Genomic DNA, 24,154 nt, shown 5'->3' with positions numbered 1-24,154 from the left:
AATGGCTGATGATGCAGAAAAAACAGAAGAACCTACCTCCAAGAAGATAGAGGATGCCAGAAAAGAGGGCAATGTTCCAAAATCTCAAGACACTTCAGGTGTTATAACCCTATTTGTCGCAATTTTGGCTTTTTTACTTCTTTTTCCATATATGCGTTCTCACGTCGTATCTTTATCAAAATACTACTTTTCGCTTGTCGGTGTTCCCATTGATAGGGAATTAATGGTTGAGATAGCAATAGTATCAATAAAAGAGCTTCTTCTTATTATTATGCCTTTATCAATTTCAGTTGCAATAGCAGGTATCATAGCGGCTTTAGCGCAGTTTGGCTTTTTATTTACGACAAAATCAATTACTCCCGATTTAAAAAAAATAGACCCGATAAAGGGAATAGCAAATCTTTTTTCTATGAAAAAAATTATAGAAGGAGTAAAAGTTACTTTTAAATCTTTTATTACACTAGGTGTCGGATTTGTTTTTTTCTTTATATTTATAAAAGAACTTCCGACGGTTGCCATGTTTGGTTTGGGCGATCAGATGGAGTGGTTAAAAGATAAAGTTTTAATTATAGCGTTTGTGATGCTTTTTATTATTTTTATATTTGCGATTGTAGATATTGTAATTGTAAGAAAACAGTATTTTGACGGTCTTAAAATGAGCAAGCAAGAGATTAAGGATGAGATGAAAAATATGGATGGAGACCCTCTTGTAAAAGCTAAAATAAGACAGATTCAGATGCAAGCTTCAAGAAAAAGAATGATGGCGGCTATTCCTAGTGCAGACGTTGTTATAACAAACCCGACTCACTATGCAGTTGCAATAAAATATGATGAAGAGAAGTCCCATGCTCCTATAGTAGTAGCGAAAGGGATGGATAATATAGCATTGCAGATTAAAAAAATAGCTCGTGAGAACGGAGTACATGTAGTGCAAAATCCTCCGCTTGCTAGAAGTTTATATGCTCAGGTTGATTTGGATAAGCCGATACCAAATGAGCTTTTTGCCGCTGTTGCCGAAGTTTTGGCTTATGTTTACAAAATGAATAAGAAGTAGTATATAATCACAAAAAAGATAAATAGATTGAGTGAAATATTAAATAAAATAGACAAAGCCAAGCATATTGTAGTTATATCGCATATTAATCCCGATGCAGATTCTATCGGTGGTGCCAGTGCAATGTATAGTTTTTTGCTACAAAATCATAAAAAAGTTTCATGGTTTTGCAAGACACAATATATAGAGAAGAAGTTATCGTTTATACCATGGTTTGAAAAGATAAAAACTTCATTTCCTAGTTCTGCTGATTTGGCTATATCGCTAGATTGTGCCGATAAAAAACGCTTAGGTATTGAGATAGAGTGTGAGCTGATAAATATAGACCATCATGAGAGTAACGACAATTACGGAGATGTAAATTTAATTCAGACTAACTTCATAAGCACGACGCAAGTAGTGTATGAATTTTTTAAAGCTAATAGCGTAAAAATAAATAAAAAAATGGCAACTGCATTGTATGCCGGATTATTAGAGGATTCAGATATGTTTTTATCGCAAAATGTCGATGGCACGACATTTGCTTTGGCTAAAGAGTTAATAGAAAACGGTGCTGATTTTCAACTTTGTAATAAAAATATAGCAAAAAGCATCTCTCTCGCAGCACTTAGATTAAAAGCAATTATGCTTAAAAATATATTTTTAGAATGCGATGCTAGAGTCGCAATTTTTTGTGTAAGTGATGAAGATATGAAGTCATCTGGTGCATTGGAAAATGATTGTAAAGCGGCTCTTGAGGAGGCTCTTTATCTTCCTTATGTAGAAGTGTCTTTGTTATTAAAACAAAATAGCGATTTTACGATTAAAGGTTCTCTTCGTTCAAACAGTGATGTAAATGTTTGTAAAATAGCCATGCAACTTGGAGGCGGAGGTCATAAAAATAGAGCCGGTTTCAACATAGAGAGCTTTGTGCTTTTACATGATGCTAAAAAAAGAGTATTAAATTTAATAAAAAAGGAAATTTAGTTTGAAAAGAAGAAAAAATGAGTCCCAATTAGGTCTGATGCTTTTGCTTGCAATAATTGTAGGTGCGGTTATCTATGTATATAACTCTAAAATGTTTGAGAGAAATGCTCCTGAGATATCGATTAACAATAGCGGTTATTGGAATTTAAAAGACCCTCTTGATGTTTCAATTAGCGATAACAGCGGATTGAAATCGTATAAAATTACTCTAAAGAGTGAAACACAAGAGGTTGTTTTGCATAATGAGCAGTTTATAACTCCGCAACTCTCCGTTCATGCGAAAGTCGAACCGCCGAAGAGTGCTTATATTATGAAAGAAAAAGAGATTACCATAGTTGTTGAAGCTCATGATGTTAGTAAATGGGATTTTTTTAAAGGAAATATTGCTAAAAGCGAGTTTAAATTAATAATAGATAAAAAAAGACCATACTTAAATGTTATTGCAAACTCATATAAGATAACCAGAGGAGGCTCTGCGCTTGTAATTTTTAAACTAGAAGATGAAAATTTAAAAAATTTCTATATTCAAACAAGTTTTGACAAAAAATTTATAGCACAGCCTTTTTATAAAAAAGGTTACTACATCGCTTTGTTAGCTTGGCCTATTAAAGAGGAAAATTTTAAAGCGGTTATTGTTGCTGAAGATTATGCACAAAATATTGCGCAAGGTTATATACCTCTTTATTTGACAGATAAAAAGTATAAAACTTCAAATATAAAATTAGACGATAAATTTTTAAAAGGCAAGATTGCCGAATTGTCTGATGAATTTGCTGAAACAAACGGTGTTACCGATTCTATAGAGCAGTTTAAGATTATAAACGAAAAGATAAGAGAAAAAAATGAAAAACTAATTCATGAAATTACATCTAAAGTTTCAGATGAATCAGTTATTGACTTTAGTATAAATGAGATGTATCCTCTAAAAAATGCTGCCGTTGTTGCTCATTTTGGAGACCACAGAATTTATTCGTATGATGGAAAAGACGTTAGTGAATCGTACCATTTAGGCTTGGATTTAGCTAGCAATGCGATGGCGGAAATAAAACCGCAAAATGGTGGAAAAGTTGTTTTTGCAGGATATAATGGGTTGTATGGAAATATGCCTATACTCCATCATGGATTGGGATTATATACTCTATATGGTCACTGCTCGACAATTAACGTTAGTGTTGATGAAAATGTAAAAGCCGGTGCAAACATTGCAAATACAGGTAAAAGCGGCTATGCCATGGGTGACCACTTACACTTTGGAGTTTTAGTTCAAGGTATTGAAGTTCGTCCTGCAGAGTGGATGGATACAGAGTGGATGAAGTTAAATATAGCAGATGTAATAAAGAGTGCCAAAGAGATTATAGACAGGGGATAAAATGTATCAAACAACAATAAAAAAAGCGGTAGAACTAGTGGGGATAGGACTTCATAAAGGCTCGGCAGTCAAATTACGATTGGAGCCTTTAGAGTCTAACAGCGGTCTGATATTTTATAGAAGTGACGTGGATGTTGCTATTCCTCTTATTCCTCAAAATGTTGTTGATACAAGAATGGCTACGGTTATAGGTAAGGACGGCTATGTAATATCTACGATAGAACATATGTTATCTGCTATTTATGCCTATGGAATAGATAATCTTAGAATAATAGTCGATGCAGATGAGGTTCCAGTGATGGATGGAAGCAGTGCTAGTTTTTGTATGCTTTTAGATGAAGCAGGAGTAAGAGAATTGGATGCACCGAAGAAAGTTATGCGAATTAAAAAAGATATTATTGTTCAAGAGGGAGAGAAGTATGTAAAACTATCTCCATCTACAGATTTACAATACAACTTTACTATTAAATTTCCACATCCTGTTATACAAAAACAAGATTATGTTCTTAACTTTTCTAAACAAAGCTACAAGGATGAGATTTCACGTGCTAGAACTTTTGGTTTTTTACATGAAGTTCAATATCTGCGTTCAAAAGGTCTAGCTCTTGGCGGTTCATTGGAAAATGCTATAGTTTTAGACGAGAAAAAAGTTCTAAATCCTGAAGGACTTAGGTTTCCTGATGAGTTTGTAAGACATAAAATATTAGATGCAATCGGTGACATGGCATTAATCGGAATGAATTTTGTCGGTAATTATGAAGCAATGGCTGGAAGTCATGACCTTAACCATAAATTAACAATAGAACTCTTAAAAGATGCTCAAAGCTATGAAGTTATAGAACTTGTTGGTGAGAAAACAAAAGAGTTAGAAAAAGCATATGCATAAGAGCGTTGACTTAGTTTTTATTACGCTCTCTTTACCGATTCAAGTCGGAGTATATAAAGATAATTTGTTGATAGAAATTATCACAAGTCAAGAAAAAAGCTCCGATGTGTTACCGAAAATATTTGATGAACTTTCAAAAAAGTATGACATAAAAAAACTACTATATGCTAATGGTCCGGGTAGCTTTATGGCTATAAAAATTGCGTATATATTTTTAAAATCAATGAGTATATTAAAAAATATACCGCTTTTGGCAACGGATGCTTTTTATTTTAATGAAAATCAACCAATCAAAGCGATTGGAAAGCTATTTTTTGTTAAAATTTCATCAGAAATTAAAACTCAAAAACTAGAAATAGCACCGGAGGCAAGTTTTAAACTTCCCAATGTGCTTGAGTATAGTAATTTTAGTATGACTGCTACTCCTCTTTACGGTATCGGAGCAGTTGGATAGGAAAAAAGTGACAATAAGTGTACCGGCAACTAGTGCAAATCTTGGACCTGGATTTGACTCTTTAGGTTTAGCAGTTGATTTACGAAATGTGGTTGAATTTCATCCATCAAAATTTTTTAGCGTATGTATAAAAGGCGAGGGTGAAAATAACCCGAAATTAAAAGGCAATAACCTTTTTATCAGTATTTTTAATGAGCATTACAATAGACTAACTAAAAAAAGACAAAGCTTTAAATTTACTTTTTATAATCAAATTCCCATGTCAAGAGGACTAGGAAGTTCATCTGCCGTAATAGTTAGTGCTATTGCAAGTGCACATGAGGCGGCAGGTATAAAAGTATCAAAAAGAAGAATACTTAATCATGCCTTAGTTTATGAACCACATCCTGATAATATTACTCCTGCGGTAATGGGCGGTTTTAATGCTGCTACAGTTGAAAAAAATAAGGTATTTTCTCAAAAAAAGCATCTTCCAAATTATATTAAAGCAGTAGTAGTTATCCCTAATAAGCAGATGAGTACCACAAAAGCAAGAGCGCTTCTCCCAAAGTCGTACTCTAAAGAGAATGCAGTATATAACCTATCGCATACGGCACTTAGTGTTGCAGCTTTTTTTAATGAAGATTGGGAAATTTTAAAATTGGCTTCTCAGGATAGATTTCATCAAAAAGCGAGAATGAAAACTTTGCCTGAACTCTTTAGTGTGCAAAAGATAGCATATGAGAGTGGTGCGCTTATGAGTACTCTCTCTGGAAGTGGATCTACATTTTTTTCAATGGTTTATGACGAAGATTCTGCAGCTATAGCAAATAAACTTAGTCAAAAATTTCCTGAATTTATTGTAAAAGTATTGGATTTTGACAATGAAGGTCTTATAATAGACAAATAAGTTAATTCATATCTTCTATGTAAATCAAGGAACTTTTGGATATAATGGCGAAAAAATTTAATCAACCTCTTAGAATGTGTATATCTTGCAGACAAAGAGATACGCAAAACAATCTTACAAGACTTCAGTGTTTAGACTCACAACTTAGTCTTTTTAGAGGTAACGGTAGAAGTTTTTATATATGCAAAATTTGTCTTAAAGATGATAAAAAAGTATTAAAAGCACTTATGCGGCAATGTAAAAGTGGAGATAGAGACAAATTTTCGAACATACTAAAGGAGATCATCACTGATGACAGAAAAAGTTAGAGTACACGAAATTGCAAAAGAGCTTGGAATAGCTTCTAAAGATGTAGTTAAAAAAGCTTCGGATATGGGGATTGATGTTAAATCTGCAAATAGTTCTGTTTCAATGCAAGAAGCAGAAAGCTTAATGAACTATATTATGAGTGGTGAATTTGCAGAAGCACCAAAATCTGAGTTTAAAGAACCTGCTAAAAAAACAAGTGATACTCCAAAAGAAGAAAAAACTCCCAAAGATGACATAAAACCTGCTGTACAAGAGATAAAAAAAATAAATACCCAAGCTCAAGCAGAAGCCAATGTTAAAGTTAAAATTATTCAAAGTACAGAAATTAAAGAGTCTAAAATAGAAGATAATATTCAAAAAGCAAAACAAAATATTGATGAGAAGATAAGTGAAGAAGAGAAGGCAACAGCAAATGTTGTTGAAAATAAAAAAATGCAGATAAAAAAATCAGGTCTTAAAATTGTTAAAAAGAAACAGCCTAAGCTTGAAGAAAGAATTGTAGAAACTGAAATTTTATCTCCGAAACACGCACCTGCCGTATCTTCATACGGAAAAATAAGTGCTGAAGTTTTAGAAGAACTGGCAAAAAAGAAAAAAGCAAAACAGAGTGCAGGTGCTAAAAAACAAGATCAAGGCATAAAAATAGATATTTTTGGAGCTTCACTTAGCGAAGTTTCTATGGATATGGATGATCAGATAGTACTTCTTGATTTAAACTCAACAGAGCGTCGTGAAATTATCGCAGATGAGCCAAAAAAACCAAAAGCTCCAAAGCCGCTTGGCAGAAACTCAAATAAAAAATCAGCTCCAAAAGCGAGAAATGTTTCTCGCGATAAGAGAAAAAAATATATCAAAGATAAACCTGAAGATGTCGTAATAACACATGTAGAAATTCCTGAAGATATCCGTGTTTATGAATTTGCAGAAAAACTTAACCGTCCAATTTCAGATGTAATAAAAGTACTTTTTAGTCTTGGTTTAATGATGACTAAAAATGACTTTTTAGGAAACGATGAGATAGAAATTTTATCTGAAGAGTTTGGTGTTGAAGTAACGATAGTAGATCCTAAAAATGAATTTAACTATGAAGAGGATATGGCACATGAAATAGATGATAATGCGACTGAGAGACCTCCTGTTATTACTATAATGGGGCATGTTGATCACGGTAAAACATCACTGTTAGATGCTATTAGAAAAGCAAAAGTAACTGCAAGTGAAGCCGGTGGAATTACACAGCATATCGGGGCTTATACGATTGAACAACATGGTAAAGCTATTACATTTATAGATACTCCCGGTCACGCGGCATTTTCGTCAATGCGTCAAAGAGGTACGGATGTTACCGATATTATTGTTATCGTTGTTGCAGCTGATGATGGTGTTAAACCTCAAACAGACGAAGTTATTAAGTTGGCAAAAGAGTCTAAAGTTCCTGTAATTGTTGCATTAAATAAGATGGATAAAGAGAGTGCTAATCCGGATATGGTAAAAGGTCAAATGGCTGAACGTGGCTTAAATCCTATTGATTGGGGTGGAGATATAGAATTTGTTCCTGTATCTGCAAAGACAGGAATGGGAATTGATGATTTACTTGAAAATATTTTACTAACCGCAGAAGTAATGGAACTTAAAGCAAATGAGAATGCAATGGCGAAAGCTGCCGTTGTTGAGAGCTCACTAGAAAAAGGTCGTGGACCGGTTGCAACTGTCATTGTTCAAAACGGTACTTTAAAAGTCGGCGATTACGTAGTTTGTGGTAGTGCATACGGTCGTGTTAAAGCCCTGATTGATGAGAATAAACAACAAATTAAAAGTATAAAACCGAGTCATACTGCAGTTGTTGTCGGACTTAATGAAGTTCCATCTTCGGGTGAAATTATGATGGCTATGAACAGCGATAAAGAAGCTAGAGAATATGCTCAGAAGCGTCATGAATATGATAGACATAAAGAACTTTCTCATAGCACAAAATCAACTTTAGAAGATATGACTAGCATGATTGCAGAGGGAAGATTAAAATCTCTTAAAGTTGTTCTTAAAACAGATGTTCACGGTTCATTAGAGGCGATTAGAAGTTCGCTAAGCGAATTAAGAAATGATGAAGTTAAAATTAATGTTATCTCTTCCGGTGTAGGCGGAATTACGGAAAATGATGTTGAGCTAGTAGGCAATAGTGAAAACTGTGTGCTACTTGGATTTAATGTTCGTCCGACAGGAAGTGTTAAAGCACTTGCTAAACAAAGAAACGTAGATATTAGAACCTATTCTATTATTTATCAGCTTTTGGATGATATGACTGGAATGTTAACAGGTATGATGTCTCCTAAATTCACTGAAGAAAATACGGGGCAAGCAGAGGTTAGAAATACATTTAAAGCGCCAAAAGGCATGGTTGCAGGATGTGTCGTTGTTGACGGTAAGCTTGTACGTGGCGGTTTAGTGCGTGTTATACGTAACGGAGTTGTTGTTCATGAAGGCGAGTTGACATCTTTAAAACGTTTCAAAGATGATGTTGAAGAGATAGGCAACGGATATGAGTGTGGTGTTATGATTAAGGGCTATGATGATGTAATTGTAGGCGATGTAATTGAAACATTCAAAAAAATTGAACAAAAAGTTTCTCTGTGACAGAATCTGAGATAAAAGTAAAAAGAACGGAATCAATTTTACTTGAGTTGATTCCTGAAGCTTTAGGTAGTTTAAATGATAAAAGACTGCATCAGCTTGATATTATAGACATTAAGTGCTCACGCGGTAGAAGCGATGCCAAAGTATATATTGATCCCGCTTCTTTTAGTCAGGAAGAAAAAAGTGATTTTTTAAAGTTACTTAAAAAAGCAAGACCTATAATAGAAAGTTTTTGTCTTAAAGACCAAGGTTGGTTTCGCTCTCCTAAGTTTACATTTGAGTTTGATGAACAACTTAAAAAAGCACAGAGTATTGAAGAGTTGTTTAAAAAAATTGCTAAAGAGTAGGTGTGATTTATGAGTTTAGAAAAAGATATAGAATCATTTGTTAAATCTGTAGATTTGGAACTTTATGATATCTCTGTCGTTAGAGACGGTGAAGATACTATTTACAGAGTCAGCGTACTTTCTAGCGTTATGGAAGATGAGAAAAGAAGAGGTGTGAGTTTAGATGAGTGTGTTAATCTTACTCATCTAATTTCACCTCTGCTTGATGTAACACCTCCTGTCTCAGGAGATTACAGACTTGAAGTAGGAAGTCCGGGAATTGAGCGAAAAATATCTTCGTTAAAGCAGTTTGAACTCTCAATAGGAGAAAAAGTAGCGCTTAATCTAAAAACAAAAGATAAGATTAGAGGAAAGCTTCTAAAAGTAGAAGATTCTAAAATTTTATTGGATGTTGAGGGTGAAGAAATCGGTGTTGATTTTTCTCAAATTTCAAAAGCAAAAACATATTTTGAATGGTAATAGATAATAACTTTTATATGAGACTAGCCTTAAATGAGGCTTGGAAATATCAAGGTTTAACATATCCAAATCCTGCTGTTGGTTGCTGCATTGTGGGCAAAAACGGCGAGATATTAGCAGTTGAAGCGCATAAGAGGGCAGGTGAAGCTCATGCCGAAGTTGAGGCTCTTAAGAGTGCATATCATAAGCTAACAAATGATGAAAAAATTTTAAGTATAACATCCTCATCCGATATACATGTATATCTAATTAATAATCACAATGGCTGTTTTAGAGGTATATCAATATTTACAACCCTTGAACCATGCGCTCATATAGGAAAAACGCCTTCTTGCGCATCTCTAATATCAAAGCTCGAAATAAAAAAACTCTTTGTAGGTTCACAAGATTTAAATAAGATAGCTTCAGGCGGAATTGAAATAGTAAAAAAAACTGATATAGATGTACAAATGCAACTTCTTGAAAAAGAGTGTGATGAGCTCTTAAATCCTTTTAACATGTGGAGTAAAAAAAGGTTTATTTTTTTTAAATGGGCGCAAAGATTAAACGGTACGATTGATTATGGAACTATTAGTTCAAAAAAATCAAGAACTCTTGTTCATGCCATGAGAGATGTGTGTGATTTGCTAATCATTGGCGGCAATAGCGTAAGAGTTGATAGACCGACACTTGATGCCAGAATGGTAAATGGAAAGGCACCTGATATTTTGATAATATCAAAAAGCGGAGATTTTGATAAAACAATTCCTCTTTTTAACGTTAAAGATAGAAAAGTTATAATAAGTGATAATTTTTCTGTTCTTGATAATTATAAAAATATTATGATTGAAGGCGGCTCAATCATGTTTAATCTCACTAAAGATATAGTTGATTATCATTTGTGTTTTTTATCTGCACAAGTCGGCGGAGATATTAATTTTACGGGTAAAGATTATAAGTTTGATATTTTAAATGTACAAAAAGATGATAAAGATATAATTATGTGGATGAAACAAGAGAACAGCAGAGGAAACAAGTAGAATGGAAAAACAGGAAAAAATCGTATCGATGTTTGATAATATTGCACCGACTTACGACACGGCAAATCGTGTGATGAGTATGGGCGTAGATAAGAGCTGGAGACGAAAAGCTTGTGATTTGGCTTATGGATTCTACTCAAAAGACTCTATCGATAAAATTGTTGATGTTGCATGTGGAACAGGCGATATGATGGATTTTTGGAAAAAAAGATCTGAAGTTAACGGTATAGCCGTTGGCGAGATAGTAGGCGTTGACCCATCTAACGGTATGGTTAACGTTGCTAGAGAAAAATATCCTAAGTTTAACTATCATATAGCAAAAGCAACAGAGATTCCGCTTCAAGATGCAAGTGCAGATATATTAAGCATTACATACGGTATTAGAAACGTAGTTGAGAGAGAAGCGGCTTTAAAAGAGTTTAACAGGGTTTTAAAACTAGACGGTCTTGTGGTAATTTTAGAGTTTATGAAAAATGAAAATCCGTCGTTTCTAGGCAAAATAAGAGATTTTTACATGAACAAAATTTTGCCAAAAGTAGGCGGTTTTATCTCTAAAAATCTTGAAGCTTATGAATATCTTCCAAACTCTATAGAGGATTTTTCTACGGTTGATAATATGAAAAAAGAGTTAGAAGCTGCAGGTTTTGAGATTGTATATTCAAAAAGCTTTTCTATGGATATATCTACTCTATTAATAGCAAGAAAAAAATAGGTCTAAAGGTTGTACACGCTTAGCGTATCTTCTCTAAATGAGCAGATAAAGACCCTTTTGGAAAGTACGTTTGAGAGAGTGCTTGTCGAGGGAGAGCTATCCCGTATAACTTTTCATAACAGCGGACATATCTATTTTACGCTAAAAGACGAATCTTCAACTATAAAAGCGGTAATTTTTAAAGCAAATGCCGCAAAATTAAAGTTCCAACTTCAAGAGGGATTAAAAGTAGTTCTTGATGGGACCTTGACACTCTATAAACCGCGTGGCGAATATCAAATAAACTGTTTTACTATTTCTCCATCGGGCCACGGTGCTTTGGCATTGGCTTATGAGCAGCTAAAAAAGAAGCTCTCCTTACAAGGTTATTTTGACATTAATGTAAAAAAACAACTTCCAAAATTTCCAAAAAGAATTGCTCTTATAACTTCGGCAACAGGTGCAGCACTTCAAGACATGCTTCGCGTTGCAAATAGCAGATACAAAGCAGTGGAAATTGATATATACGATGTTTTAGTTCAAGGCGATAGTGCGGCAGGTTCAATAGTAAAAGCTCTCTCTTTAGCAGATACAAAAGAGTATGATATCATTGTTTTAAGCCGCGGCGGCGGAAGTATAGAGGATTTATGGGCATTTAACGAGGAGATAGTTGCAGATGCTATTTTTAAAGCTGCTACGCCTATAGTATCTGCGGTAGGGCATGAGATAGATTGGGTTATTAGCGATTTTGTGGCAGATTTACGTGCACCTACACCAAGTGCCGCAATGCAGATGATATTGCCGGATTCTAATGAGTTGTATCAATATATAGATTCGTTAGAGTCGCAATTTATTCAAATAATTAAACAAAAAATCTATAACAAAAGACAAGAACTTACTCATCAAACAGATTTATATGCCAGACACTCTATTGAGAAGAAGATATCTCAAAATATTGAACTAATAAAACAGCTTCGTGTCTCTTCTAATCAGACTATTATATTTAAAATAGATAGCTTTTATAAAGAGAGCGAATCAATAAAAATCAGATTTCCGCAAGTGATACAGAGTAAGATAAATATTGCTCAAAATCAAGTAACAACTTTGCAAAAAATGTTAGAATCCAACCATCCAAAACTAAAAAGCAAAAAAGGTTTTGCACAGATTTCAAAAGAGTCTAAAGTGATAGATATCGCATCATTAGAAGTTGATGAAATCTTTGATTTAATGAGTGATAAAGTAAGCATAAGTGCAAAAGTACTTAAAAAAAGTAATATATAGAGGTTTATATGAATTATCCACAGTTTTTTGATAGTGTAGAGAGTATTAAAGTAGTAGATCCATTAGCAAAAGTTTTAGGTGCATTTGAGATGGGAAAATATGAGTTTACCTATTTAGATGCAGTAAAATCAGCAGGACACAGCTGTCCTACGCTTGCTGGTGCATATCTAGTAACTTTAGAAGGATTAAAAGCTCTTTATCCTGATTCGTTGCCTGTAAGAGGTGAAATAAAAGTAAAATTTAAAGAGCCGCTTGAAGAGGGTGTTACCGGAGTTATAAGTAATGTAGTTTCACAAATAACAGGTGCGACTGACAGAAGCGGTTTTAAAGGACTTGCAGGAAAATTTGCTCGTCACTCTTTGATGGATTTTAATGCGAATATTAACTCTTCGATTAGATTTACTAGGGTTGATAACTCTAAAAGTGTAGATGTGTTTTATGACCCTTCATCAATCGGCGGAAATCCTAAAATGCAGCAGTTAATGCAAAAAATGATGGGCGGTTTGGCAAATCAACAAGAAATTGAAGAGTTTGGAGAACTTTGGCAAGATAGAGTTAAGCGAATTTTTGAGAACAAATCTCAAGTAATTAGAGTTGTAGAGCTATAGTATTTGCAACATGTAGTTTTACATGTATGATAAAGTGTCGTAGTGTAACTACATTGTAACTTATTGGTTATATAATTTCTCTGTTTATATAAAGGGAGATTTTATGGCTTATTTTGATAATGCTAAAGTTAATGATAAAGTTTACGGTTTGGTATTCGGTGCTGGTAAAATAGCTAAAATATTTGATGAGAGTCACTATAAAATAATGGTTGATTTTAAAAACGGTTATGAAGTACCATACACTGAAGACGGGATTCCGGGGTGGGGAAATTTCAACAAACAGACACTTTTTTATAAAAATGATGTTGATTTGACGGATGTTGATTTTTCTCCTGTTACAAAAGTTTTATCTGTCAAAAAAATCATAAAATTAAGAGAGAAGAAAAAACTTCAAGTAAGACTTCCATCAGGGGTTTGGAAAAATGTAAAAAAAGCGGAGCTTTCTTATATAGAAGAGTTGCTAGAAAAAGAAAAATATCATATGTTTAGAAAAAAACCTGATAAAAACAAAAAGTAAAATTTACATGACGCATACTTCTTATCAACGTACTATAAAAACTCCAATAGGTTCAATGATTGCCGTAGCGAATAATCATGCACTTATAAGTCTTGATTTTGCAGATGATAATGTTATGGCAGAAAACTCAAATTATCCCCTATTGCTTCAGTTAGAGATTGAGCTGAATCAATATTTTAAGCAAAAACGAAAACATTTTACTATACCGTTGTCTCCAAACGGTACTGCTTTTCAAAAAGCCGTCTGGGAGATATTACGCACTATACCGTATGACTCAACAATATCTTATTCCGAGGAAGCAAAAATATTCGGTAATCCAAAAGCAACAAGAGCTGTTGCAAATGCCAACGGCAAAAATCCAATCTCTATCCTTATCCCATGCCACCGTGTGATATCTTCCGACGGTAGTATAGGCGGTTATAGCGGAGGGTTATGGAGAAAAGAGTTTTTACTCTCTCTAGAAAAAGAGTAAATAACCTTATTTTAATATCAAAGGCGGGAAATAGGCGTGAAGCATTACCGCAGTTTGAACCGATAGCTTTTTTATCAGTTTGTCAAATTTATCTTCTTCATTCCATACGGGATTAGTTACTCCGCTAAGCTCTATTAACCTTATTTTAGCATCATAACTAACGCCTATACTGTCTATTAGCCCTACACTTTTTGCCTGTGAAGCCGTAAAAATATGAGCATTTGCAAATGTGTCTCTTTTATTAATATCCAAACCCCTAGCGTTTGCAACATCCGAAGTAAACAAATCGTATGTCCCTTGTATTACTTTGTTTAGTTCGTTTATCTCATACTCTGTCCACTCTCTATCGCTTGTACCCACTTTTTTATACTTTCCTGCCTGAACACTTTGTGATTTGATACCGACTTTACTCATCAGCTCACTAACATCGGCTCCTTGCATAACGACACCTATGCTTCCCACCATAGAACCGGGGTTTGCTATTATCTCGTTAGCCCAGATGCTTGCATAGTAGCTTCCGCTTGCTATTGTTCCGCTAGCATATACAACAATCGGTTTTTTCTCTTTCGCTCTTTTAATGGCGTAAGCGACTTCAATTGATGGTGAAACGGCACCTCCGGGAGAATCAACATTTAATAAAATCCCTTTTATAGAGTTGTTTGATGCCGCATTGTCAATTTGCTCTACAACTTCAGAAACTTCCATGATAGGACCAAAAAAGTTTATCTGTGTAAGATTGTTTTGCGTAAAATTTTCATCATTTTTTGGTCCAAAAATCAGAAAAAGTATAAGCAAAAATACCATAGCCTTAAAGTGGTTTTGAATAAATCTCATTATTGCTAAAATTGGAGAAAATAGATTTTTTATAAACTGCATTAACTACCTTTTTTTAATATTCCGTTGATGTAAATTTTTGAGATATTATATCTGTGCAATATTAAATGAATTGCTAACTCCTCGGAAGGTTTTTTATCTAAGTCAATAATAAGCATATCTGCATTTTTTCCTTCGCTTATCTCTCCGGTGCTAATTCCAAGAGCATCTGCAGCATCTACCGTAACGCTATTTATGAGTTTTTTTGCCAAATCTAAAAGAGGCATATTAGAGTGCATAAAAAGAGCACATTTCATCTCCTCGAAAAGGTCTAGTTTATAGTTTGAACTAAGACCGTCTGTTGCACATATCCATCTTATATTATGCTTTTGCAGTTTTTTTAAATCAAGTGCACCGTTTCCTAAAAGTCTGTTTGAAATAGGGCAGTGAATAACGGTATGAGAATTTGAGGAAATAGTTTTAAGCTCATTTTCGTTTGCTTTAACTACATGTGTAAGCAGAGTTTTATGTCTGTTAAAGTTTTCTAAAAATTCATCCGAATCACTTACTGCACTGTTTTGTTTTAGTAGATTTTGAAAAAAATCTTTAAAATCTCCTTTGCTCTCATCAAGCCATTCCCTCTCAGCGTTGCTTTCCATAAAGTGTGCAGTTAATTTCAAATTTTCATTTTTAACAATTTGAAGTGCTTTTTTAATTAAAATCGGATGAACTGAATATGGCGAATGAATAGCGACGGCTGTATAAAACCCCTCTCTTTTTATACTTTTTGACGCATCAAGTCTTGCCAAAAAATCCCCAAAGAGTGCATCAGCCATTGTTGCTTGTGAGCCTATTAGCTCATTGAAAAAAACAACATTTTGAGAGGCATTTGCGCATGCTTGTAAATCCATACCGTGTGAGCTTACAGCACCAAAAGTTGTAATTCCTGATTCTAACATAGAGTTTATCGCTCTCTCCATGCACTCGCTGTTGCAGCCGTTAATTAGTTCATCTCTATTTTCTATAACGCTGTAAAGCCAAGGTATAAAATCTCCGTAGGAGAGAGTCGTTTTATTGGCACTAAACTCTACATGTACATGTGCATTTATAAGTCCGGGCATCAAAAGAGAGTTCTCTTTTAGCTCAATAACTTCTGCCTCAGGAAACTCTTTTTTTAGCTCATGAAGCGGAGCAATTTTATGTATAGTTTTATCAAAAGCAACCGACATATCAACAAGTAGAGTATTTGGTGTTAATATGTAGTTTGGTGTGAGTATTTGCATATTTTATCTTTTTTGAAAATTTAAAATAGATTATGCTTAATTTAGATAAAATAGCTCCTTAAAATTTTTAATTATTAAATAAAAAGGCAGAAGATGAAAATAGTAGTAATTCAAGGACCAAATTTAAATATGCTGGGTATAAGAGAACAGCAAGTTTACGGTTCTATGAAATTAGAGCAAATACATGCTCAGATGAAAGAGTTTGCAACTCAAAGCGAAATAGAGATAGAATTTTTTCAAAGCAATTTAGAGGGTGAAATTGTAGATAAGATTCAAGAGTGCTACGGGGATGCTGATGGTATCATCATAAATGCGGCAGCATATACTCACACATCGATTGCTATTCGTGATGCAATTTCTGCAGTAAATCTTCCTACTATTGAAGTGCATATCAGTAATATTCACCGTCGTGAAGAGTTTAGAAAACAAAATATGATTGCACCTGTTTGTACATCTTCTATTGTTGGATTCGGTCCATTTGGATACCATTTGGCAATGGTAGGAATGATACAAATTATGAATGAGTTAAGAGCTGTTCAAGAGATGCAAAAACAAGTTTCCGAAGCAAAATAGTAATAGTACATGTATATAAAGCGTAAATTAAATGATGGATTAACTACCTTTAAAAATTTACGTTATGTCAAGAAAAGCGGTGTAAAAACTTTTCACCGCTTTTTGGCAACAGTAGGCGTTGGAGGGAATGTAGGAGATGTAAAAAGAAGATTTGAGCATCTTTTTGCAGTTCTAAAGAGAGATAAAAGAGTAGAGTTGCTTTACACTTCGTTGATTTTGAAAAATCCTCCTTTTGGTTTTATAAATCAGGATGATTTTTTTAATTCAATTATTGTGCTTAAAACAAGTATGCAGCCAAAATTATTTTTGGATTATTTAATGAGATTAGAGAAAAAATTTGCGCGCAAAAGAAGTTTTGCAAATGCTCCAAGGACATTAGATTTGGATATTATTTTTTTTGACGACAGAGTTATAAAAACACAAAAACTCTATATTCCGCATCCTAAGTGGTTTGAGAGAGAAAGTGTATTGATACCGTTGATGGACATATATAGATGAAAATATTAACTTTTACGGGAAGAACGCCTTCAGAAGCTTTAAAAAAAGCTAAAATGGATGTTAATTATGCTCAGATGCTTCATATAGATACAAAAGAGATTCAAAAAAAATCACTAGGAAAAGAAGCAATTTATGAGATAGTAATGGGTGTAGAAGAAGAGTCTATGCATAGTACGTATAAAAAAACAAACACCATACCAAAAGACGGTAAGCCTCTGACTCAAAAGAGTGCAGATGTTTTATACGATATATCTTATGCGGCGAAACAGATATCTAAAATTGCAGACGTTAAAGACCCTCTTTATGAATATCAAGAAAACAAACCGCAGAGTACTTTTGAGCCAAAAGAGTTAAAAGAGATAAAATCAGAGATAGCAAAACTCGGGGACAAAGTCAAAATTATTCAAAATATGTTTTGGGACGAAAAAGCGCCTGAGTTAGACAGCTATATTCCATCGGAATTTGCCGAGATATATCGCCTTTCTTCACAAAGCGGAATGAACAGAGAACATCTTGATGCTATTATGAGAATGACGCTAGAGCATATGCCATTTAGAATGAGAGAAAATTCATCTACCGTTAAAAGATATTTTCAAACGCTTCTTAGAAAAATGGTGCCCATTAGACTTGAGAGTACTCCATCAATAGGAAATAAAAAAGTTATTATGTTAGTAGGTCCAACAGGAGTAGGCAAGACTACGTCAGTGGCAAAGTTGGCTGCTAGATATTCATACTTGATGCAAAAAAAATACAAAGTCGGATTGGTTGTGTTAGACACTTACCGTATCGGTGCTGTTGAGCAGTTAATGCAGTATGCAAGAATGATGAAACTAGGTATTGAAACGGTTGTTGACCCCATAGATTTTGCAAGCGCTCTTGACTCTTTAAGATATTGTGACTATATCTTAATTGATACCATGGGTTCAAGCCCCTACGATAAAAGTAAAATTGAAAAAATTTATGAGTGTTTGGATGGAAATGATGAAAAATACAATATTGATGTTGTTTTGGTAATGCCAAGTTCTATAAAATATGAAGATTTAAAAGCCACTTATGAAAATTTTTCTTCCCTAAATGTAGATACTCTTATGTTTACAAAGCTAGATGAAACCAGAGGTTTTGGAAATATATTTTCTCTTGCGTATGATACAAAAAAGCCGATAAGTTATTTTTCAGTTGGACAAGAAGTGCCTGAAGATTTGGTCTGTGCAAGTAGCGATTTTTTAGTAGAATGCTTATTGCACGGCTTTAACAGGAGCAAAGCATGATAGGTCATCAAGCTCAAAAATTAGAAGAGTTGGTTTCATCAAACTCACAAAAAAAATCTAAAAAAACTCGTTTTATAGCTATTACAAGTGGAAAAGGCGGAGTTGGGAAAAGTACTATAAGTTCAAATCTTGCATATGTACTTTCGCAAAACGGCTTAAATGTAGGGATATTTGACGCAGATATCGGTTTGGCAAATTTAGACGTAATGTTTAATGTAAAAATCAAAAAAAATATTCTACATGTACTAAAAGGTGAAGCGAGTGTTTCGGAGATTTTGATTCCCGTTACTAGAAATCTTATACTTATTCCCGGTGAGAGCGGTAGCGAAATATTAAAATATTCTGATAAAGCTCTTTTTGAGAGATTTATGAGTGAAGCAGAAGTTTTAAATAAACTTGACGTTATGATTATTGATACAGGTGCAGGAATAGGTGAGCATATACAGATGTTTTTGGATGCTGCAGATGATGTTATAGTTGTTACGGTTCCAGATCCAGCCGCAATCACTGATGCATACGCAACAATAAAAACTATTGCAGCCATAAGAAATGATATATTTTTAATCATGAATCAGGTTAAAGGTGAAAAAGAGGCAGTTGCAGTATATGAAAAAATAAAGAAAGTAGCACTTGCAAATATTGGAAGTAAGTTAGATTTAAAATTAATTGGAAAAATTAATAGTGATATTAAAGTCTCATCCTCTGTAAAGCAAAGAACTCTCTTTAGTGTTTCTCATCCCGGTTCAGTTGTGCATAAAGATATAATAGATATAGCAAATGTTATAAATAAGAATTTGGAACGAGATGTGCTTGTAATGCCTAGTGAAAGCGGATTATCTGGGCTTTTTAAGCGTTTGGTAAAACACTTTTAAATCAAATTTGAGGCTATTGCAGATGTTGGGTGAGAATTTTGTGTACTTTTTTACTGTTCAGGGGTTTTTCGTAGGAATAGTTTTTGGTATTTTAAAATCATTCGACGCAGAGGGATTATTTGTATATACTTTTTTTATAACTGCATTTTTTTACCTATTTTCTCATATAATAGTTGCTTTTTATTATAGAACAACAGTCGGAAAGATGTATTTTTTTCCAAAAGAGTCCCATGAGAAGGAACTTGATTTATTTCTAATAGAGATAAACAAGAGAGAAAAACTTATTGATTCTGCTATTAAAATAACAGATGCCGCAATCAAGACAAACGCTATGGATATTGAGAAAATTTTATGATAAGTGCATATAAACAAGACCTTAAGCATAAAGAGGATGAACTCGCAATCCAATATTTGCCTGCCGTTAGAGCTATGGCATTTAGACTAAAAGAGAGACTTCCCAGTTCTGTTGATTATATGGATTTATCTGCTATAGGAACGGAAGAGTTAATAAAATTAGCCAGAAGATATGACGAGGCTTTAAACGACTCTTTTTGGGGATACGCAAAAAAGAGAGTTTACGGAGCAATGCTTGATTATTTAAGAAGCCTTGATGTTCTTAGCCGCTCAAGCAGAAAACTTGTAAAAGCTATAGATTATGCTGTTGAAGATTATAGGGCTATTCATGATGAAGAGCCCAGCGATGAAGAACTTTCAGAAATTTTAGGAGAGAGTGTAGAAAAAATACATGAAGCTCGTATCGCTTCAAGTATATACACTGTTATGCCTCTTCAAGATCAGCTTCAAGTCGGGGACGACGGTGCTATGCTTGCAAACATAGAAAAAGAAGAGCTGATTGATGTTATTAAAACTGTTCTTGATGGATATAATGAAAGAGAACAGCTGATAATTCAGCTTTACTACTTTGAAGAACTCAGTTTAAAAGAGATTAGTGATGTGTTAAGTATTACCGAATCAAGAATTTCACAAATACATAAGTCGGTTATTCATAAAATTAAAGAGAGTGTAGGGGCATAAAATGGCAGATATACTTTCACAAGAAGAGATAGATGCGCTTTTAGACGTAGTTGATGATGAAGGTGATGATGTCTTTGACGGAGACGATGACTCTCCCATATCGCAAAGACAAGTAACACTTTACGATTTTAAAAGACCAAATAGGGTATCAAAAGAACAACTTCGTGCTTTTCGTGGGATACATGACAAGATGGCAAGATCTCTTGCTTCTCAAATATCTTCTATAATGCGCTCAATTGTTGAAATCCAACTCCACTCTGTAGATCAGATGACATACGGTGAATTTTTAATGTCGCTGCCAAATCCTACAAGCTTTAACGTTTTTTCAATGAAGCCGCTTGAAGGAAGTGGTGTTATAGAGATAAATCCATCTATCGCTTTTCCAATGCTAGACCGACTATTGGGCGGTAAAGGAGAACCGTTTGATGCAAGTCGTGAGTTTTCAGATATAGAGCTTAGTCTTTTTGAGACGATTTTAAAGGTTATGATGGCAACGCTTAAAGAGGCGTGGGGGCCTGTTATGGATATTTTTCCTAATATAGAGTCTAAAGAATCTAGCCCAAACGTAGTTCAAATTGTTGCCCAAAATGAGATTGTCGTAATGGTAGTTATGGAAATTATTATCGGGCAGAGTTCAGGTATGATGAATATATGTTATCCGGTTATCGCACTTGAACCTATTTTACCAAAGTTGGCAAGCAGAGATTTAATGTTAAATGAAACAAGCACGAAAAAGAGTAGAAATACGGAGTTACATGTACTCTTAGGCGGTGCTAAAGTAGGTGTAGAGGCGATACTAGGCGGTGTTGAGCTTACTTTGCGTGATGTTTTAGAGTTACAAAGCGGAGATGTAGTAAGACTTACCAGCCCTGCAAATGATATCGTTACACTTTGTGTTGACGGTAAAGATAGATTTCTTGGTAAAATAGGTTTGAGAAGATTTAGAAAATCTATTCAGATTACTGAGATAATTGATACCGAAAAAGATGCTGTAAAACGAGCTTTAGAGAGTTTTGAGACAACAAGACATGAAAAAATATCAGGCGTAAAAGAGATGATGTTTGATGAAGATTAGAAACTAGATAAGGAGTAAAAGATGAATGATTTTATGAAGCTATTCGAAAATGAAACTGTAGGTACGATAGAAGCTTTGATAGGTCAAGCTCCGACTCTTGAACTGAAAGAAGAACAAGAGCTTAGTATTATCTCAAATATAATTCCTCCTATCGTATTGCTTAATATCTCTATAAGCGGTGATTTGAATGCTTCAGCTATGGTGGCTTTAACACCAAGCTTAGTAGCCTCTTTGTCGGATATGATGATGGGAGAAGAAAATAGTGGCAGAGATGATGTAAGTGATGATGATTTAGATGCCGCAAAAGAGATAACCTCGAATATATTTGGAGCGATTAGCAATAGCTTAGGTGCTCAAAAAGAGTTGCCTGCTCTATCTTTTAGCATAGATAGTGTTAAATATGTCAGTGAAGATAAAGAGATATCTTTAGAAAACTACAGTAAAATGTTTATTTATAATTTTCAGGTGGGGGATGTAAAATCACTCTTTATGTTTATAATGGATGAAAATTTGGAAAATGCCGTATTTAAAAAATCTTCAAACTCTTCGCAGGAAAAAATGCCTCAGTCTAATAAAATTCAAGCAAATACATCTAATGTTGCCTTAAATAGTGAAGAGATGAGTAACATAGCTCTAATAATGGATGTTAAGCTTCCTGTCAAAGTTAGAATAGGAAAGAAAAAAATGTTATTAAAAGATGTTTTAAATATGGACATCGGTTCTGTTGTTGAGTTAAATCAATTAGCAAACGACCCGTTGGAGATATTAGTTGATGATCATGTAATAGCAGAAGGTGAAGTTGTAATTGTTGATGGGAACTTCGGTGTTCAAATTACTACAATCGGTACAAAAAGAGAGAGACTCAATCAGCTCAAGGGATAAAATGCAAGACAGAAGAAATGAGCTAGCAAAAAGATATGTTAAGGATATAAAATCCGCAGATGTTTGGAGTGTTTTTAGAATAATTGCCGATTTTGTTAAAGGTTTTGATGATCTTGGAGATTTAGGACCATCGGTAACTATTTTTGGGAGTGCAAGAACTAAAGAGGACGACTTTTATTATAAAGAGGCCGAAAAACTCTCTTTGATGCTAGCAAATAAAGGCTTTAATATCATAACCGGTGGCGGTCCAGGTATTATGGAAGCTGCAAACAGAGGAGCAAAAGGGTGTCCAAATGTTGAATCTGTCGGATTAAACGTAGATCTCCCTTTTGAACAGGTGTCAAATAAATATACCACTAAAGAACTATATTTTGATTACTTTTTTTCACGAAAAGTTATGCTTGTAAAATACTCAATAGCGTATGTTATATTCCCTGGCGGATTTGGAACATTAGATGAGCTTTTTGAGGCATTAACTTTGGTTCAAACAAGAAAAGTAACTGGAGTGAAAATTTTTGTTGTAGGTGTTGATTTTTACAAACCACTTTTAGATTTTATTAAAGATAAACTGCAATATAACGCAATGATTGATAAAGATGATATTACAATAATCAGATTAACTGATGATTTAGAGTGTGTTGTTAATGAAGTTGAAGATTCCCTTGTAAAACAGATTAAGATACTTGAAGAGGTCGGATTGGAAAATACTAAGTATTATAAATCATTGTCAGATTTTAAAGACGAACAAAATATAAAGTAGTTTAAGATGAAAAAAAAAGTTCTAATAGGAATGAGCGGAGGTGTGGATTCTACAATCTCCGCACTGCTTTTAAAAGAAGAGGGATATGATGTAGAAGGCTTATATATGAAGCTTCACTCAAAACTAGGATATCATGAAATAAATCAAGCAAGAGCGCAAAGAGCAGCAGATTTTGTCGGGATGAAGTTACATGTAGTAGATTTGCAAGAAATTTTTAATGAGAAAGTTTTTCAACCGTTTATAGATACTTATGCCAAAGGAAAAACTCCAAATCCATGTGCATTATGTAATAGAAGCCTGAAATTTGGCGAAATGGTTAAATATGCAGATAAAATTGGTGCAGATTTTGTAGCTACGGGACACTATATAAAAACTGACGGAGAATATTTTTATGAAGCATATGATGATAGTAAAGATCAAAGCTACTTTCTTTTTTATGTAGATAAAAATATATTACCAAGACTTCTATTTCCATTGGGAAATAAAAAAAAGAGTGATATTAAAAAACTTGCATCATCAATAAGTGAGCTAGAGTCTTTCGCATACCAAGGTGAATCAAGTGAAATATGTTTTGTTGACACTACATATACTGATTTGCTTAAAGATTATGTAGAAGTAGATAAAATCGGTCAAGTTATGGATAGAGATGGAAATATTGTTGGCGAACACAAGGGCTATATGCATTATACAATCGGCAAAAGAAGAGGTTTTACTATTAATGGCGCACATGAACCTCACTATGTAGTTGAAATTAATGCAGAAAAAAATCAGATAATAGTCGGTAAAAAAGAGGAACTTGCTTGTAATAAAGTAGTACTTGAGAATTTAAATCTTTATACTAATGAAAAAAGTTTTGATACAACTGTTAAATTAAGATATAGAACAAAAGCAGTACCATGTCATGTAGAAATAAAAGATGATAAAGCTTATGTAGCTTTAAAAGAGAGTGTTTTTGGAGTTGCAACCGGTCAAGCAGCTGTTTTTTACGATGATAATAAACTCATAGGCGGCGGCTGGATAGAACAAAACTAAAATAAAAAGAGTTTATCAAAAGCAACAAAATTTCAGTTTCAAAAAATTCTTTTCAAAACTTCCACACTTTAAGAAACATCTAAGCTATTACTCCCTATAATTCCCATCCAC

At 34.0% G+C, this 24,154-nt stretch carries 28 protein-coding genes; 26 read left to right on the top strand and 2 right to left on the bottom strand.

What is annotated here, in order from left to right; genetic code table 11:
* Nucleotide 1: 1 nt before the first annotated feature.
* From flhB to A2530_RS09175, 16 genes are all read left to right on the top strand, one after another.
* Nucleotides 2-1,054: a flagellar biosynthesis protein FlhB gene (gene flhB / locus A2530_RS09250; RefSeq protein ID WP_294883529.1), complete on the top strand. Its 1,053-nt coding sequence runs from the start codon at nt 2-4 to the stop codon at nt 1,052-1,054.
* A gap of 27 nt (nt 1,055-1,081) precedes the next feature.
* Nucleotides 1,082-2,020 carry a bifunctional oligoribonuclease/PAP phosphatase NrnA gene (locus A2530_RS09245; protein WP_294883528.1) on the top strand — a complete coding sequence of 313 codons (939 nt, stop codon included), beginning with the start codon at nt 1,082-1,084 and terminating at the stop codon, nt 2,018-2,020.
* Nucleotide 2,021: 1 nt separating this feature from the next.
* The gene (locus A2530_RS09240; protein ID WP_294883527.1) at nt 2,022-3,389 is read left to right on the top strand and encodes a M23 family metallopeptidase; all 1,368 of its coding nucleotides are present in this window, start codon (nt 2,022-2,024) and stop codon (nt 3,387-3,389) included.
* Between the two features lies 1 nt (nt 3,390).
* On the top strand, nt 3,391-4,275 hold the full coding sequence (gene lpxC / locus A2530_RS09235; protein ID WP_294883526.1) for a UDP-3-O-acyl-N-acetylglucosamine deacetylase: 885 nt from the start codon (nt 3,391-3,393) through the stop codon (nt 4,273-4,275).
* A complete protein-coding gene (locus A2530_RS09230; RefSeq protein ID WP_294883524.1) occupies nt 4,268-4,729 on the top strand; it encodes a hypothetical protein in 462 nt (153 codons plus the stop codon). The genes lpxC and A2530_RS09230 overlap by 8 nt, the downstream gene beginning before the upstream one ends.
* A gap of 7 nt (nt 4,730-4,736) precedes the next feature.
* Nucleotides 4,737-5,618, top strand: a complete 882-nt coding sequence (gene thrB, locus A2530_RS09225) for a homoserine kinase (protein WP_294883522.1) — start codon at nt 4,737-4,739, stop codon at nt 5,616-5,618.
* Nucleotides 5,619-5,662: 44 nt separating this feature from the next.
* Nucleotides 5,663-5,926, top strand: a complete 264-nt coding sequence (locus A2530_RS09220) for a hypothetical protein (protein ID WP_294883520.1) — start codon at nt 5,663-5,665, stop codon at nt 5,924-5,926.
* A complete protein-coding gene (infB, locus tag A2530_RS09215; protein WP_294883519.1) occupies nt 5,910-8,558 on the top strand; it encodes a translation initiation factor IF-2 in 2,649 nt (882 codons plus the stop codon). Before A2530_RS09220 ends, infB begins: the two co-directional genes overlap by 17 nt.
* Nucleotides 8,555-8,905 carry a 30S ribosome-binding factor RbfA gene (gene rbfA / locus A2530_RS09210; RefSeq protein ID WP_294883518.1) on the top strand — a complete coding sequence of 117 codons (351 nt, stop codon included), beginning with the start codon at nt 8,555-8,557 and terminating at the stop codon, nt 8,903-8,905. The genes infB and rbfA overlap by 4 nt, the downstream gene beginning before the upstream one ends.
* A gap of 9 nt (nt 8,906-8,914) precedes the next feature.
* The gene (locus A2530_RS09205) at nt 8,915-9,364 is read left to right on the top strand and encodes a ribosome maturation factor (protein ID WP_294883517.1); all 450 of its coding nucleotides are present in this window, start codon (nt 8,915-8,917) and stop codon (nt 9,362-9,364) included.
* Entirely contained in the window at nt 9,358-10,383 is a 1,026-nt protein-coding gene (ribD, locus tag A2530_RS09200; protein WP_294891508.1) for a bifunctional diaminohydroxyphosphoribosylaminopyrimidine deaminase/5-amino-6-(5-phosphoribosylamino)uracil reductase RibD, read from the top strand. Before A2530_RS09205 ends, ribD begins: the two co-directional genes overlap by 7 nt.
* A 1-nt stretch (nt 10,384) precedes the next feature.
* Nucleotides 10,385-11,095 (top strand): bifunctional demethylmenaquinone methyltransferase/2-methoxy-6-polyprenyl-1,4-benzoquinol methylase UbiE, encoded by a 711-nt coding sequence (ubiE, locus tag A2530_RS09195; protein ID WP_294883513.1) that lies wholly within the window; start codon nt 10,385-10,387, stop codon nt 11,093-11,095.
* Nucleotides 11,096-11,104: 9 nt separating this feature from the next.
* The gene (xseA, locus tag A2530_RS09190; RefSeq protein ID WP_294883511.1) at nt 11,105-12,355 is read left to right on the top strand and encodes an exodeoxyribonuclease VII large subunit; all 1,251 of its coding nucleotides are present in this window, start codon (nt 11,105-11,107) and stop codon (nt 12,353-12,355) included.
* An 8-nt stretch (nt 12,356-12,363) separates the two neighbouring features.
* A complete protein-coding gene (locus tag A2530_RS09185; protein WP_294883510.1) occupies nt 12,364-12,963 on the top strand; it encodes a hypothetical protein in 600 nt (199 codons plus the stop codon).
* Nucleotides 12,964-13,066: 103 nt separating this feature from the next.
* Nucleotides 13,067-13,480 carry a hypothetical protein gene (locus A2530_RS09180; protein ID WP_294883508.1) on the top strand — a complete coding sequence of 138 codons (414 nt, stop codon included), beginning with the start codon at nt 13,067-13,069 and terminating at the stop codon, nt 13,478-13,480.
* A gap of 7 nt (nt 13,481-13,487) precedes the next feature.
* Nucleotides 13,488-13,952: a methylated-DNA--[protein]-cysteine S-methyltransferase gene (locus A2530_RS09175; protein WP_294883507.1), complete on the top strand. Its 465-nt coding sequence runs from the start codon at nt 13,488-13,490 to the stop codon at nt 13,950-13,952.
* Nucleotides 13,953-13,958: 6 nt separating this feature from the next.
* On the opposite strand, the gene sppA is transcribed toward A2530_RS09175, so the two are convergent.
* Nucleotides 13,959-14,828 carry a signal peptide peptidase SppA gene (gene sppA / locus A2530_RS09170; RefSeq protein WP_294883505.1) on the bottom strand — a complete coding sequence of 290 codons (870 nt, stop codon included), beginning with the start codon at nt 14,826-14,828 and terminating at the stop codon, nt 13,959-13,961.
* Nucleotides 14,828-16,048, bottom strand: coding sequence for a metal-dependent hydrolase (locus A2530_RS09165; RefSeq protein ID WP_294883503.1), 1,221 nt, complete (start codon nt 16,046-16,048; stop codon nt 14,828-14,830). The genes sppA and A2530_RS09165 overlap by 1 nt, the downstream gene beginning before the upstream one ends.
* 93 nt (nt 16,049-16,141) lie before the next feature.
* Here A2530_RS09165 and aroQ point away from each other — a divergent pair, with 93 nt between their 5' ends.
* From aroQ to mnmA, 10 genes are read left to right on the top strand one after another with little or no spacing between them, the layout of a single operon-like run.
* Nucleotides 16,142-16,621 (top strand): type II 3-dehydroquinate dehydratase, encoded by a 480-nt coding sequence (gene aroQ, locus A2530_RS09160; RefSeq protein ID WP_294883501.1) that lies wholly within the window; start codon nt 16,142-16,144, stop codon nt 16,619-16,621.
* A gap of 9 nt (nt 16,622-16,630) precedes the next feature.
* The gene (gene folK / locus A2530_RS09155; protein ID WP_294883499.1) at nt 16,631-17,119 is read left to right on the top strand and encodes a 2-amino-4-hydroxy-6-hydroxymethyldihydropteridine diphosphokinase; all 489 of its coding nucleotides are present in this window, start codon (nt 16,631-16,633) and stop codon (nt 17,117-17,119) included.
* A complete protein-coding gene (gene flhF, locus A2530_RS09150; RefSeq protein ID WP_294883497.1) occupies nt 17,116-18,387 on the top strand; it encodes a flagellar biosynthesis protein FlhF in 1,272 nt (423 codons plus the stop codon). Before folK ends, flhF begins: the two co-directional genes overlap by 4 nt.
* Entirely contained in the window at nt 18,384-19,259 is an 876-nt protein-coding gene (locus A2530_RS09145; RefSeq protein WP_294883496.1) for a P-loop NTPase, read from the top strand. The genes flhF and A2530_RS09145 overlap by 4 nt, the downstream gene beginning before the upstream one ends.
* A gap of 22 nt (nt 19,260-19,281) precedes the next feature.
* On the top strand, nt 19,282-19,614 hold the full coding sequence (locus A2530_RS09140) for a hypothetical protein (RefSeq protein ID WP_294883495.1): 333 nt from the start codon (nt 19,282-19,284) through the stop codon (nt 19,612-19,614).
* Nucleotides 19,611-20,294, top strand: a complete 684-nt coding sequence (locus tag A2530_RS09135; RefSeq protein ID WP_294883493.1) for an RNA polymerase sigma factor FliA — start codon at nt 19,611-19,613, stop codon at nt 20,292-20,294. Before A2530_RS09140 ends, A2530_RS09135 begins: the two co-directional genes overlap by 4 nt.
* Nucleotide 20,295: 1 nt before the next feature.
* Nucleotides 20,296-21,369, top strand: coding sequence for a flagellar motor switch protein FliM (gene fliM, locus A2530_RS09130; RefSeq protein ID WP_294883491.1), 1,074 nt, complete (start codon nt 20,296-20,298; stop codon nt 21,367-21,369).
* Nucleotides 21,370-21,390: 21 nt separating this feature from the next.
* Nucleotides 21,391-22,251: a flagellar motor switch protein FliY gene (fliY, locus tag A2530_RS09125; RefSeq protein WP_294883489.1), complete on the top strand. Its 861-nt coding sequence runs from the start codon at nt 21,391-21,393 to the stop codon at nt 22,249-22,251.
* Nucleotides 22,193-23,011 carry a TIGR00730 family Rossman fold protein gene (locus tag A2530_RS09120; protein ID WP_294883488.1) on the top strand — a complete coding sequence of 273 codons (819 nt, stop codon included), beginning with the start codon at nt 22,193-22,195 and terminating at the stop codon, nt 23,009-23,011. Before fliY ends, A2530_RS09120 begins: the two co-directional genes overlap by 59 nt.
* A gap of 6 nt (nt 23,012-23,017) precedes the next feature.
* Nucleotides 23,018-24,043 (top strand): tRNA 2-thiouridine(34) synthase MnmA, encoded by a 1,026-nt coding sequence (gene mnmA / locus A2530_RS09115; protein WP_294883487.1) that lies wholly within the window; start codon nt 23,018-23,020, stop codon nt 24,041-24,043.
* Nucleotides 24,044-24,154 lie beyond the last annotated feature (111 nt).

Origin of the sequence: Sulfurimonas sp. RIFOXYD2_FULL_34_21, from assembly GCF_001830805.1 — a bacterium.
GTDB lineage: Bacteria > Campylobacterota > Campylobacteria > Campylobacterales > Sulfurimonadaceae > Sulfurimonas.
This window is presented reverse-complemented; position numbering and strand designations above follow the sequence as displayed.

Bases quoted from the DNA above. Each gene is read 5' to 3' on its own strand.
- flhB (WP_294883529.1), top strand. From the start codon at position 2: ATGGCTGATGATGCAGAAAAAACAGAAGAACCTACCTCCAAGAAGATA.
- lpxC (WP_294883526.1), top strand. From the start codon at position 3,391: ATGTATCAAACAACAATAAAAAAAGCGGTAGAACTAGTGGGGATAGGA.
- A2530_RS09230 (WP_294883524.1), top strand. From the start codon at position 4,268: ATGCATAAGAGCGTTGACTTAGTTTTTATTACGCTCTCTTTACCGATT.
- A2530_RS09220 (WP_294883520.1), top strand. From the start codon at position 5,663: ATGGCGAAAAAATTTAATCAACCTCTTAGAATGTGTATATCTTGCAGA.
- infB (WP_294883519.1), top strand. From the start codon at position 5,910: ATGACAGAAAAAGTTAGAGTACACGAAATTGCAAAAGAGCTTGGAATA.
- A2530_RS09205 (WP_294883517.1), top strand. From the start codon at position 8,915: ATGAGTTTAGAAAAAGATATAGAATCATTTGTTAAATCTGTAGATTTG.
- ribD (WP_294891508.1), top strand. From the start codon at position 9,358: ATGGTAATAGATAATAACTTTTATATGAGACTAGCCTTAAATGAGGCT.
- ubiE (WP_294883513.1), top strand. From the start codon at position 10,385: ATGGAAAAACAGGAAAAAATCGTATCGATGTTTGATAATATTGCACCG.
- A2530_RS09185 (WP_294883510.1), top strand. From the start codon at position 12,364: ATGAATTATCCACAGTTTTTTGATAGTGTAGAGAGTATTAAAGTAGTA.
- A2530_RS09180 (WP_294883508.1), top strand. From the start codon at position 13,067: ATGGCTTATTTTGATAATGCTAAAGTTAATGATAAAGTTTACGGTTTG.
- A2530_RS09175 (WP_294883507.1), top strand. From the start codon at position 13,488: ATGACGCATACTTCTTATCAACGTACTATAAAAACTCCAATAGGTTCA.
- sppA (WP_294883505.1), bottom strand. From the start codon at position 14,828: ATGCAGTTTATAAAAAATCTATTTTCTCCAATTTTAGCAATAATGAGA.
- A2530_RS09165 (WP_294883503.1), bottom strand. From the start codon at position 16,048: ATGCAAATACTCACACCAAACTACATATTAACACCAAATACTCTACTT.
- aroQ (WP_294883501.1), top strand. From the start codon at position 16,142: ATGAAAATAGTAGTAATTCAAGGACCAAATTTAAATATGCTGGGTATA.
- folK (WP_294883499.1), top strand. From the start codon at position 16,631: ATGTATATAAAGCGTAAATTAAATGATGGATTAACTACCTTTAAAAAT.
- flhF (WP_294883497.1), top strand. From the start codon at position 17,116: ATGAAAATATTAACTTTTACGGGAAGAACGCCTTCAGAAGCTTTAAAA.
- A2530_RS09145 (WP_294883496.1), top strand. From the start codon at position 18,384: ATGATAGGTCATCAAGCTCAAAAATTAGAAGAGTTGGTTTCATCAAAC.
- A2530_RS09140 (WP_294883495.1), top strand. From the start codon at position 19,282: ATGTTGGGTGAGAATTTTGTGTACTTTTTTACTGTTCAGGGGTTTTTC.
- A2530_RS09135 (WP_294883493.1), top strand. From the start codon at position 19,611: ATGATAAGTGCATATAAACAAGACCTTAAGCATAAAGAGGATGAACTC.
- fliM (WP_294883491.1), top strand. From the start codon at position 20,296: ATGGCAGATATACTTTCACAAGAAGAGATAGATGCGCTTTTAGACGTA.
- fliY (WP_294883489.1), top strand. From the start codon at position 21,391: ATGAATGATTTTATGAAGCTATTCGAAAATGAAACTGTAGGTACGATA.
- mnmA (WP_294883487.1), top strand. From the start codon at position 23,018: ATGAAAAAAAAAGTTCTAATAGGAATGAGCGGAGGTGTGGATTCTACA.